The organism is Bacteroides sp. HMSC067B03 (assembly GCF_001811315.1).
In the GTDB taxonomy this organism is placed as follows: Bacteria; Bacteroidota; Bacteroidia; order Bacteroidales; family Bacteroidaceae; genus Bacteroides; species Bacteroides faecis.
The window spans coordinates 44,866-65,567 of record NZ_KV804479.1 but is presented as its reverse complement, the minus strand read 5'-3'; the positions used below and the strand labels follow the sequence as shown (position 1 = coordinate 65,567).

The window sequence follows — 20,702 nt, the reverse complement described above, 5'->3', positions numbered from 1 at the left end:
GCTGACGGTCCTATTGTTGATCAGTGGGTGAGCCCTGTTTTTTCTTTATAATCTGACTAAGTTAGGAGCGGAAAGTTGAGTAAATACAAGTGATGCCGCTCCGATACTTCCTGCTTTGTTTCCTAAAGAAGCAGCCATAATTTCCGTGTTTACGGCACAGTCGGGAATGGCATAACGGAGGGCTTTCTCACTTACTTTCTGAATATAGAAATCTCCGGCTTCAGACAGTCCTCCACCGATAACGACGCTTTGCGGGCTGAAGATATTGATAAATCCGGCAATACCGTGTCCGAGAAAATCGCAATGTTCTTCCAGTGATTCGACAGCGATCTTATCTCCTTGTTTATAGAGACGGATGATCAATTCTCCGTTTATTTCTTCATTCGGATAAGATATGCCGGCTTCGGCTATCCGTTTGCTGAAACGACGGACCAGTGCAGCAGTGGAAGCATAATGTTCCAGACACCCTGCTGAACCGCAGGCGCAAGGTTCGCCATTGGCTATTAAAGGGACATGTCCCAGTTCGGTACCTCTGTTGGCATATCCGTTGAAAAGCTTGCCGTCAATTACGATTGCGCCACCGATACCGGTTCCTACAGTCAGAAAGATAACATGAGTGGCTCCGTTTCCGGCTCCGTACATTGTTTCGCCGAGTCCCATCAGATTAGCGTCATTTCCCAGTTGGGTCGGAAGGCCGCTCTCTTTTTCCATCCGGTCTGCCAGTTTCAGATTTTCCCAACCTTGAATATTCTCCGCACCTCCCAATACGATACGATTTGTACAATCGACAATTCCCGGTGTTCCTATCCCGATACCGGCTATTGTATATCCCTTTGCTTCGGCAAAGTTTTTCACTTCATTGACTGCCTTGATCAATTGCCCGATGACAGCTTCGGCTGATACGTCGGCATTCGACGGTAGCTTCCCTTGAAAGTGAAATACGCCGTTATTGTCAATAAGAGCGTATTTCACAGAAGTCCCGCCAAGATCAATTCCTATAGCGTATTCTTTTTTCATATAACCAGGTATGCTTTAAATTCGTTTATACTGTGCCATGTTTGTGCCACCCTATTGGCACGCTTGTGCCAACGCGTTGGCATAGTAGTGCCAACGGCTTGACACAACTGTGCCAACGGCTTGGCACAAACAAAGCAACTGTTTCCTTTCATATACCAACTTATACTCTTTCTGCCCAGATGGGTGAACTCCACGCCCATTGTCCGTCGCGTTGACGAACACGTACATAGTAATAGTCCGTATCACGTTGAGGCTCTTTATCTTCCATGTAATGTTCCAGCTTGAAACAACTTTCGGGCATAGCACGGTTGAAAAGAATCGCTTCACTCAGCCAGCCAATCATGAAGTGAGAGCGTGACCCCTCAAGCAACTCTCCTAATGTATGTTCAAATTTCTTGCCATTGAATTCGGCAATGACTTTTCCATCTTTGGGCATTTCCAGTTCAAGGATGACAGCTTGCATGGCGGCGGTAGTCGTATTCGGATTTTTGCTGCTGTACATATCCAGTTCCGTTTCTTTATCGCCTACAGATACAATACGGTTCACATGAGTGTGAAATTCTGTTTCCCCTTCTTGCGGAGAAGTGAAAGCTGCGCCGCGGAAGCATGGGGTTACACTCAGGATACGTCCTTTGTCAACAGACAATTTTCCTTGCCAGTGTACGTACCTTTCTTCACGGTTCCAACCGAAGTCTACTTTTACTTTGCAGCGTACCGTGTCACCTTCGGGAGCAACCGGAGTCAATGGACCATTCATACGGGCCAGAATCTGTCCGTTCTTTACGATATCTACATAGTCGATACAACTTTCTCCGTCAACGTTCAGATAGATACGGCGGCTGTTGCCACGTACTACATCGCCCATAAAAGCATCGTTGAGACGGAAGTCTATTAATATCTTATCACCGGTTGCGGCACATACGTGACGAGTGCGAAGAGCGTCCCAAATGGCGTCACGAGTCAGTGACGGAGCCAATACACCGATACGTCCGTCACCATAACTTCCAGGATAACCGGAGTGCTGGTCCGTAGAAGCCATGATTCCGAACTTATTTCCTAATTCAAGACCGTATTGGATGGTTCCTTCCCATTGGCGAGGCCCCATATCATGTAGATACGGATAATCACCCTGGTCACTTTCTGCCAGACCATGACGGGAATACATTTCTACGAAAGGAGTCTGATCTCCTTCGGTAAAGCATTTCCAGTTGTAACCGCGATAGCCTCCCTGATAACCCATGTGGTGCGGAGTGATAAATACTTTGTGCCCTTTGGCTTTTTGTTTCCAGTCTTCGATAGAAGTACATTCTACAAGCGGTGCGTCAAGGTCGTAGTTGAGTGCAACATGGTCACCATGCTCCATACTGTGAGCTTCATAGCCGACAAAAGCAAGGAATTCGCCTTCTTTATTGTATTCATTTGTCATAGCTACGTATTTCTCATATCCCCCTTCGCGTAGGCGCTTGAAAGCACCGGTATGATAATCAATCACCCATTTCAGACGCGGATCGTCTGCACCGGGTATGTCGGGCCACATAGCGTGGGGAGTCACGCTTACAAAATCCAGTTGTCCTTTGGCTGCTTCGAAAGCATCGCGCATGTCACCGTGTCCGTATGTAATATTACAATGGTTGTGCAAGTCGCCCCAGTACATCTTCAGATTACTCGCCGATGGCATTCTCTTTTTAGCTTCTTTGCTTCCTGTTGAGCAAGAACCAAGCAGGCTGCCTGAAGCTGCCAGTCCTAGAAAAGACCAACCAGTGCTTTTTATAAAATTTCTTCTGTCCATGATATAATTATTTTGGGTTAATTCTTTTTCTATTCAAATGAAACTTTCGTATAATACTTTTTAGGCATAAATGATATTGGTTTTACGGATTCTCGAACACGATAAAGCGAAGCAAAACCGTGAAATCCGTGACATTCGTGCCTATATTTATTATTTAACGATTCTTCATTAGTCTTCTGTCTCCATTGAAAAGTTCTGTTTCCTTTTCGTCCGGATCAGTATCTTTATATTGTTTCTGAGTATCTTCGAGTAGTCGCATCAACTCTTTCTGTTTCTCAGCATACTCCGGCTTCCCGAAAACATTGTTCATCTCTCTCGGATCAGCTTTCATATCATACATTTCCCATTCATCGATATCGTTATAGAAATGAATCAGTTTGAAGTCCTGTGTACGGATTCCGTAGTGACGTTTTACAGAGTGCTCTGCCGGATACTCATAATAATGGTAGTAAGCAGCTTTGCGCCAGTCTGCCGGAGTCTTACCTTCATTTTCCAGAATTGGTTTCAGAGAAGAGCCTTGGATATCCGATGGAATTTCTATTCCGGCAAAGTCGAGGAAAGTGGGAGCAAAGTCCACATTCATACTGATAGCATTGCTGGTGCTTCCGGCTTTGATTGCTTTTGGAAAGCGAATGATAAGCGGCATGCGCTGACATTCTTCATACATGAAACGTTTGTCAAACCAACCGTGCTCGCCAAGGAAGAAGCCTTGGTCGGAAGTATAGATGATGATGGTATTATCCAGTTCTCCTGTTTTTTCCAGATAGTTCAGCAGGCGGCCTATGTTCTCGTCTACAGCAAGAACGGTAGCCAGATAGTCGCGCATGTATTGCTGATATTTCCAACTGATCAGTGCTTTGCCTTTCAGGTCACCTTTGCGATATTCGGCTATGCGTTGTGCATAAGCAGAGTCCCATTTGTCCTGTACTTCTATCGGCATACGTTTGTAAACGCTATATAGTCGGTTGGTTGTATCTTTCAGCATTTCTTCGCGGGTCAACAGTTTCAGGTCCCAGTCATTTGTCAGAGTATGTTCGATGGACATATCCTGCTCGCGGGCTGCCCTTCCACGTCCTTCGTAATCGTCAAACAGATTGGCCGGTTCGGGGAAAGTAGTGTTGTTGAATATACCCAGATGACGGGGAGCAGGCATCCAGTTGCGGTGTGGCGCTTTCTGGTGATACATCATGCAGAAAGGCTTGTTCCTGTCACGACCTTCAAGAAACTCAATCGCTTTGTCCGTGATGATATCCGTAGCATATCCTTTTTCTACTATGTGTTTTCCATTTTCCCAGAAGTCAGGATCATAGTAGTCACCTTGTTCATGCTGACCGCTCAGGATACTCCAATGGTCAAATCCTTGAGGTTCGCTGATGAGATGCCATTTACCAATCATTGCAGTCTGGTAGCCGGATTGTTGAAGCAGTTTCGGGAATGTCTGCTGATCGCCATTGAATGTGCTTGCATTATCGGTAAAACCATTTTCGTGACTGAATTTACCGGTGAGGATACAAGCGCGTGAAGGGCCGGAAAGAGCATTCACTGCATAGCAGTTGTCAAAACGGATACCCTCATTGGCAATACGGTCCATGTTGGGAGTTTGAATCAGATTTCCTCCATAGCACGACATTGCTTGGGTGGTATGGTCGTCCGTCATCATAAAAATGATATTCGGGCGTTTAGTTTCTTCTTTCTTTTGGCCGGCACAGGAAGCAAGGCTCAGTGCTGCCAGTGGAAGAAGTAAAGTGGAGGTATTGTTTTTCATAATAGAAATACTATCAGATTACAGTGATAACCAGCGAGACACTGGAGCCTGATTTCCGTATGGATATATATGCCTGCTACGGAAAAAGGCTTCGGAGGCTCGCTGGTCGCTATATTATAAATTATACTTTAATGACTGTTTCTTTCCGTTTACTTTCACTTCTACTTCCAATCCGTTTTCATTGAATGTTTTGTTCTTGAATTTAGCGGCAAATTTAGGGGCATCTGCGCTTTTCTTGACTGGATAGATTATGGTGATATAACGTACTGCGTCATCATTCTCTTTTTTCACATTGAATGAAACGTTCATACGTTTGTAACGTTTGCGGTATGCAGTGGAACACCATCCCGGTTCTTTTTTCAAAGTCATGCCGGTAGGGCCGAAGCATTGCAGTTTCATGTTGCTTCCATCTTCAAATTGGGTAAGGAAGGTCATGTCTTCGCGACTGTTGGCTATTTCTCCCTTAGGCATCTGATAGTGTAGGTTGACAGAACCTTTGGCGCTACCGGCCACCTCGTCTACGATAACAAAATAAGTATTGTCAACGAAGAATACAGAACGGCGGTGTTTTAGGTTTTTATAGCCGGGATTTTCTGTAACCAATGTTTGGATATTGCCTTCCGGCTGCCACAATTTAGTCACGGATTCTGTCGTTTCCAGATTCTTGTTATTTAATGTCACAGTATTGTGTACGGCAGTTTGACGATGCCAGTTGCGTTGTTCCATCACTTCACCTTCGCCTGCATACACATATGAACCTGAGTCAGGGAAAAGGTTTTTACCGTTGAACCACAGCTCGAATGTACCGTTATCCGGCTGGCAGTGCCAGAAGGCTTTAGGACCGGCTTTCACTACCATTTGTGTAGCGTCCGTTCCCCAAGAATTGCGGAAAACGAAGAAACCTGATTTCAAGAAACCTTTCGACATATAATCAGGCAATGCGCCTTCTTTACCTTCTGTTGCAAAATACTTGATAGCCTGGTTTTCAGGGAACAGTTTACTCCATGAACGGTAGTTACCCAACATCTCTTTTTTATTGGTCAGTTTGGCATCGCTGAAACATGGGTTAGTATAATCGGGGAAAGAGATGTTGGCATAGAACATGATCATCTTTTCGATTGTATCCAGATAGTCTTGCGGGAATTCGTTACGGAATCCATTAACATCCGCAATACCCAGAGCTTTGCAGAAAATATTGATTGCTGCCAGATGGTAGTGTGGGTCGAGTTCGAACTGTCCGCCGTCATTATATACCTGAACGTTAACCTCACGATTCAGAATATCGATACCACTTTTTCTCCATGCCGGGGCATCTTTAAACTCAGGGAAGAATGCACCTGCATAGATCATACGCTGAGCTTCAAATAACAGGTGGTTGCCCTGATCCGAGTAGTTACCCAGAATGTGTACGGCATGTTTGTGATAGTTCACAAGGAATTCGGTTAAGAAGTCCGGCGTGAAAGAAGGAGAGGGGAGGAACAGCTGGAATTGTGAAGTCTGGTCTTGCAGACGATTGCTGACTTCCAGTGGACGCCATGCAAAACGTACATTTTCCAGTTCACCTTTGATTTTTCCGTCGCTTACCAGTTCATATTCTTTCTTATCCATTTTAACCAACGGATTTTTCTTGATCCAGTCGATGTATTGGTGCGCCCATTCTTTGGCATATTTTTCATCACCGGATACGCGATATGCTTTACCCATCGGAGTAAACCATTTGTGACGGTGGAGTTGCCAACGAAGTTCGTTATCTTTCACCGGCCAGTATTGCCAGTTGATATCTTCTCCGTAGTTATACGAAGGCTGATAGCCTTTGTGTACAAAGAATGTGTGCTGCAATCCGTCATCCGCCCATTTTTGTTCTTCCTTGCCAATGGTGATATTTTTCAGATTGATGTCCGGAGTCTTCACATTCGTGCGGGCACGATAATAGTCGAGCAATGCTTTGGCGGCATCTTCATCTTTACCTTCCTGGTGCAATGCCTTTACTTTCTCCAATCCCGGATAATCCAGATTGAGAAGCGAGAATACTTCGCTTTTCAATTCTTGTGCATACCCCTTGCCTACAAAACATGCAAATGCCAGCAGGACAATATATTTGATAGTTTTATTCATGATATAATCAGAATGATGGTTTTATTGATTAGATGTTTTGGTAATTGATACCTTTCAGGTCCATGAATCTCTTCAATGCTTCCAGATAGTAATAGTCAGCATAGTTCAATGGAGTATCTATTTCAGAGCCGTTAGGCAATGAACCTACAGAGTGCAACAGAATGAATCCTTGATTTTCACCTGCTTTGGCAAGATATGCATCGCTGGATAAACTCTTTAGTATCTTTTCTGCGTAATCCAGGTATTTCTTTCCATCGGGAACCATTGTACTCAGTTCAATGAATCCGGCAGCGGTTACAGCAGCAGCTGAAGCATCACGAGGAGTCTCTTCGGTAACTGGAGCGTCATAATCCCAGTAAGGAATGGCATCGTCTGTTTTTACACGTTCCATAATCATGTCAGCAATGTTCACTGCAAAGTTTAAGAAAGTGGTATCATTTGTTTCACGGTAGCAGGAAGTATATCCGTATACAGCCCAAGCCTGTCCGCGCGACCAGGAAGAATCGTCATTTTTTCCTTGGTGAGTTTGTTTACGCTCTACCGTACCGTCATTGTTGTAGCTGACTACGTGCCAACAAGTATAATCAGGACGGAAATGATTGTTCATCGTAGTGACAGCGTGTTTGATGGCAATATCTTTGTATTTGTTGTCACCGGTCCATTTGCTTACAGTAAACAGAAGGTCAAGGTTCATCATATTGTCGATGATTACCGGGAAGTTCCAGCTTCCGAAATCCCAAGAGCGGATAGTACCGATAGAATCATTGAAGCGTCCGCAAAGATTGTCCGCTGTTTCTTTCATGACAGCTTTAATAGTATCATTCGGAGCCAGACGTTCGGCATTGCCGTAGCTGCAGTTGATCATGAAACCCAGGTCATGTGTGCCTTTATAGTAGCGTACCGGATTCAGAAGATTAGTATATTGAATGGCATCTGCTTTCAGCGTATCGTTTCCTGTCAGCTCGTAGGCATACCACAGTGAACCCGGAAAGAAACCGCTTGTCCAGTCGTATACTACACATAAACGACGTTTGCCCATTTGTTCGGGAGTGGGTTGCGGGCGGAGTGAGTCTTGAAAGGTAGATGGATCTCTTTCTAATTGACGGCATAGAAAATCCATATCATATCCTGTACGGATAGAGCGTGGAAGCTGACCTGTTCCGTCGATTTCTTCTGCTGTAAGGTGTAATTGGGCAGAAGCTACATCCAACCCTTTTTTAATCCAACTGTAGTCTTCCTTTGGAGTTGTTTGGCACGACGCAAGTGCGATGGCAACTGAAGCAAAGAGAACAAGTTTCTTTTTCATGTTATTCATTTTAAGTGATTGTTTTTAGAAGTTTTGTAACTGATGCAAAAGTAGGTGATCTATTTAATTTAAAATGATACGAATGTTGAAAAGGACATTGAAACAGATTTACGACTATTAGTTTTGTTGAAAAAACTATTAAATTTGTCAAGTATACCCTTTTCAAGGGGGCTATGGCCTTGTTCTCGATTATTTAAAATGAGATCTTTTTTCTTTCTCCTGCATTGAAATGAGTCTTTTTTATACTGTTATTATAAACAATTTCGACGGTCTGTTCATATGGACTGGTGATGTTTGCAACTGTTATTTTTCCTTCTTTCCATTCCATATCTACAGTAAATCCACCTCTTGCTTTGAGTCCTTTGATATTTCCTTCTTTCCAGGTTGAAGGCAAGGCCGGAAGCAGATGGATATTTCCTTTATGACTTTGCAATAACATTTCCGTAATACCGGCAGTTGCCCCGAAATTCCCGTCAATTTGAAAAGGAAGCGCATTCAATAAATTGCGGTATAGTCCACCCCGATTTTCAGCTTTCATATGAGGGTCAATGTAATTGATAAGATTACTCAATGCTTCATAAGCATTCGAAGAATCGTATAGACGTGACCAAAGAGAGATTTTCCATGCCATACTCCATCCTGTAGTTTTATTTCCACGGTCATCCAGAGATTTTCGTGCTGCTTTAAATACTTCTGGAGTACTATCTGTAATATCACATCCCGGATACAATCCAAAGAGATGGGATACGTGGCGGTGTTGTGGCTCACTTTCTTTGTATTCTTTATCCCACTCCAGTAGTTGTCCCTTACTGCCGATCTGGTATTTTTTCAGTTTATTCCTTTTCTTGATTAGCTCAGAACGGAAATCCATATCGGTCTGAAGTATTTCTGCCGCTTGAATGGTATTTGAAAATAAAGAGCGGATAATGGCTATATCCATTGTACTTCCTTCACAAACGGATGCCGGAGTATGGTCGCCCATGAGATAAGCATTCTCGGGAGAAGTGCTGACAGGGGTTACCAGTTCACCTTTGCTGTTCTCGACTAACCATTCGGAACAGAAAGTGGCCGCGCCTTTAAGTATCGGATAGTATTTCTTCAGGAAATTGGCGTCTTTAGTAAATAAATAGTGTTCCCACAGATGATTACATAACCATGGACCGGACATATTCCAGAAAAACCAGTATACAAATCCATCTGACGGATATGCTTCTCTCCAAATAGATATATTATGATGAATAGCCCAGCCGTTCAGACCGTACATATCACGCGCAAGATCTTTTCCCTTATCTGCTATCTCTTCAATAAGTTTGAATAAAGGTTGGTGGCATTCTGATAGATTAGTGACCTCTGCCGGCCAATAATTCATTTCCAGGTTGATATTTAAAGTGTAGCCTGAGTTCCATGGAGGCAATATCTGGTCATTCCATAGACCTTGCAGATTTAAGGGCTGACCTTCACCCCGGGAGCCGGCTATCATTAAATAGCGTCCAAACTGAAATAATTGTGCGATCAGTGCCTGGTCTTCTTCATCTTTGAATCTTTTTAATCGTTCGTCTGTAGGTAATTCTTTTTGCTGTTTATTCGCAGGAAGATCGAAAGATACTCGGTTGAATAAAGCCTGATAGTCGGTGGTGTGTTGCCTCTTTAATTCTTTGTAGGTTTCTCCCTCACTGATTCTCCGATAGTTCATGATCGCCTGATGCGGATTTTTTCCTTCTTTGCTCGGACTTTTACGTGGTCCGTTATAACTGGTGGCTGCATACAACATGAGAGTCACTTCGCTGCAATTCCGGGCAGTGATCTGATTGTCTGAAATGGACAATTGTCCGCCTTTATGGGTTGGAAGTAGACATGCTTCAAAAAAAGTGCCTTTTCCATCCATTTCGTTTCCATAAATCACTTGTTTTTTCTGTATGATGTGTCCTGAAGCATCAAAGTATTCCGGATGCAAACGTTGAGTGTTAAAGCGTTTCATGTGGTCTGTGTCTCTCCGCTGGGCATGTGCAGGTGCCTGTCCCTTCAGATAAACTACTTGCGAATCGGACTCCTTGGTTACAGGATGTGGTGAAGCCAGATAGGCGGTGAAATTTAAAACAGGTTTGGAAGACTTCAAATGTATGACAATAGCTTGTGCCGGATAGGATGCAAAAACTTCTCTGCTTATGTCTACGCCGTTTTGTTTATAAGAAGTTGTAACCACTGCATTTTCCATATCCAGCGAGTGCATATAATCTGTAACAGCTTCTTTGGAATCAAAGTCGATATACAAATCTCCAAAAGGTTGGTAAGCTTCATTCAGCCTGCCAATCCATTTTTCTTGCATGATGGTGCCTGCTTCTGCATTTTTTCCTTCACCAAGTAACTGGCGTATATGAGCAAGATCAGGTACTATATTTATGTTTTTGGGCGCTTCCGGTTCTCCGCTATAAAGAGTATTCTCATTGAATTGTATTCTCTCTTTTTGAGTATCTCCAAAAATCATAGCTCCCAGACGTCCGTTTCCTACAGGCAATGCCTCTTCCCATGCTTTTGCAGGAGACTTATACCAGAGTGTCAGATGGTTTTGAGCATTGGTACCTGCTATGCCAAGGGAAACAATAAACAATGTTATTAATCTATTCTTCATATTAATTATCAGCTTGTTGTAATAAAAGCGTATAGTTTTCCCCACGGATAGTAGAAATGGTAATATAGGTTTTATCCTTTTCCCTGTCGAGGGATACTTCCACTGGTTTTTGAGGACTTTTCACATTGTATAGTCCATTGATTGTCAGCCGGGTATCATAAGGCTTCTCTTGTTGTATCACGTCCTCTTCCGTCAGTAGCCCCATATGTGCATGAGATATTCTTCTCATATCCGGTTTATAGACAGAGAGTTTAAATGAATTGTCTTTCTGCTTTTCCAGTATATAAGAAAGCGGAATATTCACTTGAGAAACCAGTTGCCCATCATACGTCTTCTGTGCATTGAAGAGAGCGCCGCATGTGATTTCTTTCGTTTTATGAGTAACGATATGCGCATCATTATCTTGAGCTATCACTTCTATCGGACTCTCATTGGACAATAACTGACGGGCTAATACGTTGTTTTTATTTTTGAGTATATAATAATGATATTTAGCTGCTTCCGGAGCATTCCCGTGTTCTATATAAGCTCGTGTATGTGATCCCTCACAAGATGTTCGGACGGCTCCTCCTTTAACTGCATACATGAGTGAAGCGTCTGTCAGGATATATCCTTCCGGTATTCTTTCTTCACCGGTATTTCTGCTGAATGACTGAAACAATGTAGTCACGGTCGGATATCTTTTATCTTTGGTTTGGATATCCGAGCCCAGGCAAAACAGAAAATCTTCGAATACAAATACAGATTTGTTGGCACGGAATGATTGATCATATGTGATGTCGTGCATTTTGAAAGAAAACATGGCGTTTTTATCAGAAGCATATACCCCTGTTAAGAATGTTTCATCAGAGAAATTGCGATGTCCGGAACTGGAACCACCTTTATCTTGTAATATTTTATCAGGTAATACTTTAGTAGTAGCTCCCGGAATATAATTCCAGTCAAAGTCAAGCTCTTGCGGGTTAAAGGATTTGTGTCTGTTTTTAAAGTCAAAATATTCTATTTGACCATATGCCAGATAACGTCCTTTGGTATTTTCTGTAGCAGAAGATTCAAAGTCCCATATATAGCGGCTGAATCCCTTGATATTAAAATGGAAAAGACTGTCTTTGGCAACCAATAATCCGGAATAAGGCATAAAGAGTGTACCGGTGACAGGTTTTTCTTTGGTAATGGAAGTTGATGCCAATTGAGCCATTAACTCAATTTCTCCTACGGTGCTGGTATATGCCAGATTGGAGTTCACATTGCTGATGTATTCTGTAATGGCCTGTTTATTATCACTGGATTCCAGTATTCCTTTAAAAGCGGCGGTCAATTCTTTATCCGGTTCTTTAAATGACAGAGCGGTATAGGCAAATGCTGGTAACAAAGTCTCTAGAATCTGTTGTCCTTTCGGAAAGCGTCCGACTGTTCCGGCAGGTACATCCAGACCGGCACAAAAGAAACGGAAAGTCAATAATCCTTGTTTCAGATTATGCAAGGTCGTTTCAGACAGTGCATAAGGAGTATCGTGTAACAAATAGGCGATTAATGCACCTGCGTAAAGTGCATGAGGGTAATAGGCGCTATTATAAGGCCCTCTGTGGTGATAGCCGGAGAAATCGGCTTTGAACGTTCCGAAGAATCCCGGTGCAATACCTAATGCGTTATCCATATAATGCTTGAATGCGGTCAGGGCAACTTCTCTTTCTTGTATTTTGTTTTGTGATAGAGCATATATTAGTTTGGGAATAGCCAGCGCGCGTAGGTTGTCTGCTACTTCGCCCGGGTGCGAAGGAAGTTGATAGCATATTTCGAACATGGTAAACCAGTTTAGTGACTGAAGTTCACGCTCTAATTGTTCAGGAGATAATTGATCTTTCAGCAGGAAGAATGAATGAAAATAGCCCGAACTTCTCAGCTTTTCAAAACATAAGGTTCCCATGCTGCTACCGTCTGCCCAACCTTGGTCGTTGAACCAGTCATAAATATAAAGTGCTTTTTTAAGACTTTGGGCATTTTTATTTTTACGGTAATCCAGTGCTAACGGGAGCAAGATGTTTTCGTTGATTGTTCTGAATTTCTTGGCTTCTATTCCATCTATGGTACTGGGTGCACCCATTGGAAATAATGGCTCTCCCTTAGGAGTACGATCTTCATTATATTGTATTTTAATCTTTTGAGCAGCTTTCAGGCCATTTTGAATAAATACCTTTTCATTTTCTCTTCTCATTTTCACCCACTTTTCGGATGATTGCTGTTCGCTGCCAAGATACCATGCTGTTAGTCTGTTTGTAATTACCGTAATCTGATCATCTTTATCTGTGATTACTTTTTCTACTTTTGGAATAGCATTTCTATAGCCTGTAAAGTCGGGAATTAAGCTGTAGTCAGTACGGTTCACTTTATATTGTGCATCTGACATATTCTGCCAGGAAACTTTAGGTGTAAATTCTAAAAGGTCGATGTAAGTGACTCCTTTTCTGGTATGTTGCGGAAATTGTATTTCGACAGACTGAATACTACTTTTAGATGGCATATTCATGTCTCCTTGAAATTTAGCCCAAATGCATCGCCAACCTTTAAAATTGAGTAGAAAGGGGAGTTGGCATACTTCTTTTTCAGCCTCATTTCTGAAAGAAAAGACTATCTTTTCTTTGATGGGGGATTCATTATAAATCCATACATTCATACCTCCATTTTTACTTTTGCATGCTTCGGAAATACCGGCAGGTGAGGGGATGGTAAGGATATCTCCTTGTTTCCAATTGATTTGGAGTGACTGAGTACCTGACTTATATTTTTCGGAGGAGATGCTGAGCGTCCCTTTATCCGCTTTCCAATCTTCGGGTACTATTCCATTCTCAAATGAATAGATTTGAGAGAATGCTGATTGGCTGATAGCTAAAGATATCAGAAGAATGGCTGTGCTAATATTCTTTTTCATGGTATATAGAAATCTGTGGACTGAATGATTAAATAAAAGCGTTACGAAAGAAAGGGGATTTCTTCGGTAACGCTTTCATATTATATTATGGTGAGGTTATTTACCATCCCGGGTTTTGATCAAATTGAGTACATATATCCATTTCCTGTTGTGGTATGGGGAGTAGCTCATTCTTGTTCTTTTTGGTATAATCGACACAAACATAATATCCGTAACCGCCACTATACCAATCCACTAAATCTTGAGATGTTTTTCTGATACTTTCATAATAGATTCCCCAGCGTACCAGATCTTGTCGGCGATGTCCTTCAAATGCCAGTTCGTAAGCTCGTTCATTACGTACAGCTTGCTGGAATTCGGTATAAGACATTCCGGATAAGTCTGAAGCACTGTTGTCGGTTTCTACCGGAAGACCAAAGCCGCGTCTGCGTACCATATTGATAGCTTTATACGCTTCATCGGTCGGTCCTTGTTTCCATTCATTCAAAGCTTCGGCATATAAAAGCAATACATCGGCATAACGCAATATGTACCAGTTAATGTTGGAAAGATTGGCATCAACCAAGTAGTTGGCACTGTTCACATATTCTTCTGTATCCCATTTTCTCGGGCATACGTTATCGATATACGCTTTCTTTAATGCGTCTGTTGCGTCGTCTTTAATAGCGTCTTCAATATTGCCGCTAGTATTGATTACGAGCTTGACTCCGTCTTCACCGGTTTCGGTGTTTTTACCATATTTGTAATCAGCAAAAGAATACTTCCATCTGTTATCGCTTTCACGATCTTTCCAGTCACGCAGGAAAGTTGGGATAACACGCCAGTTACCGGCATTACGAACGCTTCTGATACCGCTTGCCTGTACACCGTTCCATTTGCCAATACGTCCACAAGGGTCATTAGCTGATACTCCGGTAACAGTTGGAGCATAAAAACTTACTTCGATCAGACTCTCGTCTCCATCCCAAACGCCATTACAAGTGTTCTTCCATAATTGTTCGAAGTCGGAAAGCAGATGATGTTTGTCCGATTCGACCAGAATTTTAGCAGTCTTCGCTGCATTTTCCCATTTGCTTGTATCATGTACAGGGTAGCCTGCCCAAGTAGCATATACTTTAGTCAACAATCCGAGTGCGGCGCCTTTGGAGAGACGGAAACTGTTGTCGGAACGTATATTATCATCTACTGCATAAGGCAGGTTGTCGATGGCATATTGCAAATCTGCTTCTATAAATTTGTATACATCTGCCGGATCAGCTTGTGTGAAGGTAGATGGATGCTGACGGGATTGAGCCGTATTGGTAATCAATGCTACATTTCCGAACCAGCGTACTAACTCGAAATAGTACATGGCACGCAGACAACGCGCCTCTGCCATATAAACAGCTGCTTTCTTGTAGTTGCCTTCGTCATAGGTTCCTATTTTTTGTCCCAGTGTTTCGATAAAATCGTTCGCATCATAGATAGCACTGTACAGGTTAGCCCATGTCGTTGCGATTTCGGTCTGTGAACTGGTATAAGCATTAGAAGGAATCAGACGGAGTCCGTCAGTACTATTACCCGTTACTTTGGCTATATCACTGGGAATAGTAAAATACAAGGATAAGTGGAAACCGTAAATACCATCCTGAACCATGTCACGATATACACCCAGAAGCACATTCTCAGCTTCTGCTGCATTCTTCATGTAGTTTCCTTTCTCAATTTCTGTATAGCTGGTTTCATCTAACGAGCAAGATGAAACGGTGATTGCACAGGCTAATGTGCATAAGTAGTATTTGAATTTTTTCATTGTCTTTTTTGTTTAGAATTGAACTTCTACGCCAAATGTAAATACTCTACTTTTTGGATAAGCACCCCAGTCGAATCCTGGCATGAGCGGGCTGCTTTTCATATTCACTTCCGGATCATAACCACTATATTTAGTCAGGCAGAATAAATTCTGGGCCGTACCATACACACGTAGGCGGTTGATATATGCTTTCTTGGTCCACTTGTTGGGAAGTGTATATCCTAAAGTTACATTTTTTAAGCGGAGGAACGAACCGTCTTCAACAAAGCGTGAGTATAATTCATACTTCACATACCCTTTCGCAGAAGGCACGCGATTAGAAGCGTTTGTCGGAGTCCACCGGTCGGCAACTTCAGCCAATTGGTTACTGCGTTCGTCTTGCGATTGTGTATTAAACATACGTGTCGCATTATAAACGTCATTGCCATACTGGAACTGGAACATGAAACTAAAATCAATATTTTTATAATTGAAAGTGTTGGTGATACCTCCATACCAGTCTGGCTGGCCATTTCCGATGGTAGTACGATCGTCAGGCGTAATGATACCGTCTCCGTCTATATCTTTATATTTCACCATACCCGGTACTGCTGTTTTTCCTGCATGTTTGCTGATGTCTGCCACTCCGGGCTTCAGTTGCATAGTACCATTAGGGAGCATGTTGAAGTCAGAAGTTTGGTATACACCGTCAAAAACATATCCATACATCTGTCCAAGAGAAGATCCTACGATTGAGATATAGTCATTTCCGTTGAAATTACTGTTGAACTTAGTAGCCGACTGTATGTATGATGTTCCATCTTGTAACGCTTTCAATGTATTCTTGATGAATGAAATATTGAAATCTGTCTGCCATAAAAAATTGCGGGTTTGAATATTAGTAGAATTGATATTCAATTCGATACCTTTATTTTCAATTTTACCGATATTTTGCCATTGTGAGTTGAATCCGGTTACATAAGCAAGTTTTTGTTCAAGCAACAGGTCTTTGGTGTTCTTTAAGAAGAAATCCGCTGTCAGATTCAGGCGATTCTGGAAAAGACCCACATCAATACCTAAGTTGGCAGTAGTAGAACCTTCCCATTTCAGGTCTTTGTTAGCCAGTTGTTTCGGATTCAGTACAGTTACCATTTGTTGTCCCAGTCCATATTTGCTCGATGTATACAAATCCATAGACAGATAGTTGGTGATACGGTCATTTCCTACTGTACCCCATCCGAGACGGAGTTTAAGATTTGATACCGGAGTAATGTTCTTCATGAATTTTTCTTCCGATACACGCCATGCAGCAGAGAATGACGGGAAATATCCCCATTTGTTTTTTGCAGAGAATACCGTAGAGCCGTCAGCACGAACGGTAGCAGTGAACAGGTAACGGTTATCGAAATTGTAATTACCTCTTGCAAAGTAGGATAACAGTTTCTTGTCACTTCTGGAAGTAGATACACTACTAGGAGTAGCTCCTATTCCTAAATTGTCGTTACCGAGATTTGCGAATGGGAAGTCTTTAGCTTGTCCATACAGAAGTTCTGAACTCCTGAATGCGAATTCGTGTCCTAACATGACATCAAATGTATTTTTCTTATTGATCTTCTTTCTGTAAGTCAATGTATTACTGCTCTGCCAACGCAAGTCTTTCTGCATTTGTGTAGAACCATAAACACCACCGCTACGGTATGCCTGGCTGGAGTCTTCACCATAGAAGATATCCCTTCTTGTATTCGTTGTATTGTAGGTGGCAGATGCTTTGAACGTAAGATCTTTCATCAATTGGACAGTCAATGAGGCATTGGCTCCCCACAACTCAGATTGTCTCCGGTCTTTTACAGCTTCAGCCTGTTTGATCGGGTTAATTTGTGAGTAAGTTGTGTTCTCGCTTAGTTCCAATGGGTCGAATACAGAATTCAGAAGTTCATCGTTTGTAACGCTGTTACCTCCGGTAGGACGGAAGCGCAGAATATTAGATAGCATATTCAGTGTTCCTCCGGTACCTGAAGTACCGATACCTTCTTTCACAGTATTTGCGTAATTGATAGTGGCATCGAAGGTAATGAATTTATTAATCTTTTGGTTGATACGCAATTTACCTGCATTCTTTTTATAACCGCTGTTTGTGAAGATACCATTTTCATCGAAATGTGAGAAGGAGGCAGCATACTTAGTTTCTTTTGTACCGCCACTGATACTGAAATCGTGGTTCTGAGACCAAGTCGGCTTGAACGATTCACCCTGCCAGTCAATTCCCGGATCGGTTAGATAATCTTCCAGAGTTTGATGACGATAAGGTACTCCGTCAGCATCATTTCCTTCCTGAAAGTAGGTTGTTCCGTATTTAGTCGGATTGAGTTCTACTTGTAATGCGGCAAATTCATATGTGCTCAACATATCCAGTTTTTTAGGAATGTTACGATAAGTGGCAGAGCCGTTATAAGTAATAACTGGTTTTCCTTCTTTACCGGATTTTGTAGTGACCAAAACTACACCATTGGCAGCACGAGCACCATAAATAGCTGATGCAGAAGCATCTTTTAATACTTCGACTGATTCAATATCAGAATTAGGAAGGTAGTCAATATCACTCACTTCAAAGCCATCGACGATATAAAGCGGAGAAGAATCTCCGTTTACTGTGCCGACACCGCGAATCTTGATATCGAAACCAGAACCGGGAGTACCATCCGATTGGGTGATTTGTACACCGGCAATCTGACCTCCGAGGGCTTCTACTACGGATCCGGTTTTAAAACCTTCGATAGATTTGGCTGCCACGGAAGAAACAGAGCCGGTTAAGTCGCTCTTTTTCATGCTGCCATAACCTACGACTACCACTTCGTCCAGCATAGCATTGTCCGGAATAAGTTTGAGGTTCAGGTTCTTTTGTCCTTTCAGTTTGATTTCCTGATTCTGGTAACCAATATAGCTGACTACCAATGTTGCATTATTGTTTGCTTTGATAGAGAATTTTCCGTCAAAGTCTGTGATTACACCCTTTTGAGTATTCTTTATCTGGATGGTTGCTCCAATTAAAGGAGTGTCAGTCTCGTCGAGCACCGTACCATTCACTGTAATTTCCTGAGCGAAGGAGGTGATTGCTATCAAGAGAGCCAAGAGGGTGAGATACCCTCTTTTGCTCAATGTGTTCACTATAGATTTATGTGTATTCATTATGATATATATTTATTTCGTTATTGGAATTTCGTATCAAACCAGATTGCCAATGGGAACATTGATGATCCGCTGCTGACACCACCTGAATTACCATCTGTTACGAACGTCATCTGTCCAATCATTACTCCGTTAGCATAGCCATATTCATTCAGCCATTTGTTTGGATTGATTTTAACAGCACAGTTGTTGGTTGCATCTACATATCCTAATGGTGCGGCAAGCCTGGAGGTATTGTCGTAATATGATAACGGCCACTTCTGTCCGGTATTTACGCTTGCAACTCCAATTGACTCATAATATGCTTTCCAAAGGCTGTACATGAAGGTGTCATTACCACCACCCGGTTGACCATTTTTGTGTTCTGCAGGTCCATTGATATTATAGTAATTAAAGGTACGGCGGTAGTCTGCAATAAATGTACTTAAGTCTGTACCTGTTATTGTGGGGGTTACGGAACTTCCTCCGGTACGTGGATTCACCTGGAATACGAATGGAGTATAATTCACTGTAACTCCGGCTACAGCACCCGAGCAATGGATAAATACAGGAGTCTTGATGGTTATTTCACCTGCAGTACCTTTACCTGTAGTTGCTTTAACGAGGATCATAAGAACTTTAGCGTTTGTCCATCCTGCGGTGAAGGTAATCGTACCATTTTCATCAATGGAACCTCCGGATATACTGGAACTGCTATTATCAATAGTCCATTCTACTTCTACACCTTCCGGTATATCTGTTTCTGCTACTGGAATAGATAAAGAAAGCAGAGCGTTGTTGGATGTAACTCTATATTGGCTTGCATAATTTTGAGCAGGTGAAAGATTTAAATTATTTCCCCAATGCACATAAGTGAAATAATATGGATTTGTTTTGATATTTAATTTGAAAGAAGCCTGCAATTCACTTTTGTTGTTTTTAGCCAAAACAGTAACTGTATGTTGACCTACCGGTATGTTATTTCCTTTTTTAGCAGAAATTGTACCTGTAGTCGCATCGATAGTCAAATCGCTTAATTTAGAGTCCAGATTGACAAATGAGAAGCTGACTTCATCTCCATCTATTGTCTTAACGGGGTGTTCAAAAGCAGTCGCTTGAATGAGTTCTTCTGTGTCGCTGTATTCGAATTTGGTAATAGGATTAATAAACTCTACAATAGTCATTGTATATGCGTTCTCGAAATCAGTACTTCCGTATTGATTCGTTACAGTTACGGATACTTCACAGGTAGTGCCGATTTCCATCTGATTGTTGGCTGCCAGTGTGATAACTCCTGTCACAGGATCAATCGTAACGGAAGAGGAGGTCGGGCTTACTGATTTGATAGCATAAGTCAATCCTTCGGAAGAGCCGACTAATGTCGGTACAGCAGATATATTTTGAGCATTTTCTTCTACTTTGACCGTGTTTGGAGTATAAGTCAACGTTAAAGGTTTAGAAGTTATATCTATTTCTATGGCATTTTCAAAGATACCTTCTTCTGCTGCTTCGTCCACAATTGCTGTGGTTAACTTTAAATCAAGTACATATTTGCCCGGTTGAATTTTAGATTCACCTTTGACAATAGAAATCTCACCTGTACTGGAAATAGTGAAGAAATCATTCTCCTCAACCAGTACTCCGTCTTTACGTACATTGGCAATGATATATTTCTGAATAGAGATATGATCACCTTCAGTAGTAACTTGTGCAGTAGGTAACTCTACTGTGCTTTCTGTACTTATGATGTCAGCAAACTCTGCACTTATTTTATTAGGTTCTACACTGATACCATCCGGTACCGGTTTCATCATATTAATCGTTACAATATCCTTAAACTCATAATAGTTACCATTAGAATAACAAGATACACTTAAGGTATATAGTCCTACAGGCAATTCGCTTGTATTGGAAAGTGAAATTGATCCTGTATTTGTGTCTATTGCAAAACTATTTGTATCATAAGTTTCGCCATTCAGAGTTACGCGTGTTATTGCAAAATCAGAAGGAGCACCTCCAATATAAGTAGGAGCGTCCAAATTAAAACTCATAGAGGGGCCTATGTCAGTGATACCGGCATAGAAAAGCGCAAACTTGGTAGAGTCAGTTGTCTCCGGGTCCGTACAGGAGGAGTTCGTGACACACAACCCAACTACCATTAAGATTGCCAGGAATCTTGAAGTAATGTTTTGTAATTTAGATCTCATTTTTTCTTA

The 20,702-nt window shown here is 42.0% G+C and carries 10 protein-coding genes; all 10 read right to left on the bottom strand.

The genetic code is table 11. The features are described 5' to 3' along the window. Positions 1–45: 45 nt before the first annotated feature. The 10 genes from HMPREF2794_RS24795 to HMPREF2794_RS24750 all read right to left on the bottom strand — a co-directional run bounded on the left by HMPREF2794_RS24795 (position 46) and on the right by HMPREF2794_RS24750 (position 20,693). Complete coding sequence (locus HMPREF2794_RS24795) at positions 46–1,017, bottom strand: ROK family protein (RefSeq protein ID WP_070752983.1); 972 nt, start codon at positions 1,015–1,017, stop codon at positions 46–48. Positions 1,018–1,177: 160 nt separating this feature from the next. Beyond that, entirely contained in the window at positions 1,178–2,806 is a 1,629-nt protein-coding gene (locus HMPREF2794_RS24790; RefSeq protein WP_022301725.1) for a PHP domain-containing protein, read from the bottom strand. Between the two features lie 154 nt (positions 2,807–2,960). Next, complete coding sequence (locus HMPREF2794_RS24785) at positions 2,961–4,571, bottom strand: sulfatase family protein (protein ID WP_010537298.1); 1,611 nt, start codon at positions 4,569–4,571, stop codon at positions 2,961–2,963. Between the two features lie 114 nt (positions 4,572–4,685). Beyond that, positions 4,686–6,686, bottom strand: a complete 2,001-nt coding sequence (gene hepC / locus HMPREF2794_RS24780) for a heparin-sulfate lyase HepC (RefSeq protein WP_055271193.1) — start codon at positions 6,684–6,686, stop codon at positions 4,686–4,688. A gap of 28 nt (positions 6,687–6,714) precedes the next feature. After that, positions 6,715–8,001: a DUF4995 domain-containing protein gene (locus HMPREF2794_RS24775; protein WP_070752981.1), complete on the bottom strand. Its 1,287-nt coding sequence runs from the start codon at positions 7,999–8,001 to the stop codon at positions 6,715–6,717. 184 nt (positions 8,002–8,185) lie between these two features. Next, complete coding sequence (locus HMPREF2794_RS24770) at positions 8,186–10,621, bottom strand: glycoside hydrolase family 95 protein (protein WP_070752979.1); 2,436 nt, start codon at positions 10,619–10,621, stop codon at positions 8,186–8,188. A 1-nt stretch (position 10,622) separates the two neighbouring features. Further along, positions 10,623–13,550: a chondroitinase family polysaccharide lyase gene (locus tag HMPREF2794_RS24765; protein ID WP_070752977.1), complete on the bottom strand. Its 2,928-nt coding sequence runs from the start codon at positions 13,548–13,550 to the stop codon at positions 10,623–10,625. Between the two features lie 100 nt (positions 13,551–13,650). Next, positions 13,651–15,342, bottom strand: a complete 1,692-nt coding sequence (locus tag HMPREF2794_RS24760; RefSeq protein WP_070752975.1) for a RagB/SusD family nutrient uptake outer membrane protein — start codon at positions 15,340–15,342, stop codon at positions 13,651–13,653. Positions 15,343–15,354: 12 nt separating this feature from the next. Then, a complete protein-coding gene (locus tag HMPREF2794_RS24755; protein WP_010537304.1) occupies positions 15,355–18,507 on the bottom strand; it encodes a SusC/RagA family TonB-linked outer membrane protein in 3,153 nt (1,050 codons plus the stop codon). Between the two features lie 20 nt (positions 18,508–18,527). After that, entirely contained in the window at positions 18,528–20,693 is a 2,166-nt protein-coding gene (locus HMPREF2794_RS24750; protein WP_070752973.1) for a surface glycan-binding family protein, read from the bottom strand. Between the last annotated feature and the right edge of the window lie 9 nt (positions 20,694–20,702).

Coding starts and splice junctions, on each gene's coding strand:
- HMPREF2794_RS24785 (WP_010537298.1), bottom strand. CDS start 4,571: ATGAAAAACAATACCTCCACTTTACTTCTTCCACTGGCAGCACTGAGC.
- HMPREF2794_RS24775 (WP_070752981.1), bottom strand. CDS start 8,001: ATGAATAACATGAAAAAGAAACTTGTTCTCTTTGCTTCAGTTGCCATC.
- HMPREF2794_RS24750 (WP_070752973.1), bottom strand. CDS start 20,693: ATGAGATCTAAATTACAAAACATTACTTCAAGATTCCTGGCAATCTTA.
- hepC (WP_055271193.1), bottom strand. CDS start 6,686: ATGAATAAAACTATCAAATATATTGTCCTGCTGGCATTTGCATGTTTT.
- HMPREF2794_RS24760 (WP_070752975.1), bottom strand. CDS start 15,342: ATGAAAAAATTCAAATACTACTTATGCACATTAGCCTGTGCAATCACC.
- HMPREF2794_RS24765 (WP_070752977.1), bottom strand. CDS start 13,550: ATGAAAAAGAATATTAGCACAGCCATTCTTCTGATATCTTTAGCTATC.
- HMPREF2794_RS24795 (WP_070752983.1), bottom strand. CDS start 1,017: ATGAAAAAAGAATACGCTATAGGAATTGATCTTGGCGGGACTTCTGTG.
- HMPREF2794_RS24770 (WP_070752979.1), bottom strand. CDS start 10,621: ATGAAGAATAGATTAATAACATTGTTTATTGTTTCCCTTGGCATAGCA.
- HMPREF2794_RS24790 (WP_022301725.1), bottom strand. CDS start 2,806: ATGGACAGAAGAAATTTTATAAAAAGCACTGGTTGGTCTTTTCTAGGA.
- HMPREF2794_RS24755 (WP_010537304.1), bottom strand. CDS start 18,507: ATGAATACACATAAATCTATAGTGAACACATTGAGCAAAAGAGGGTAT.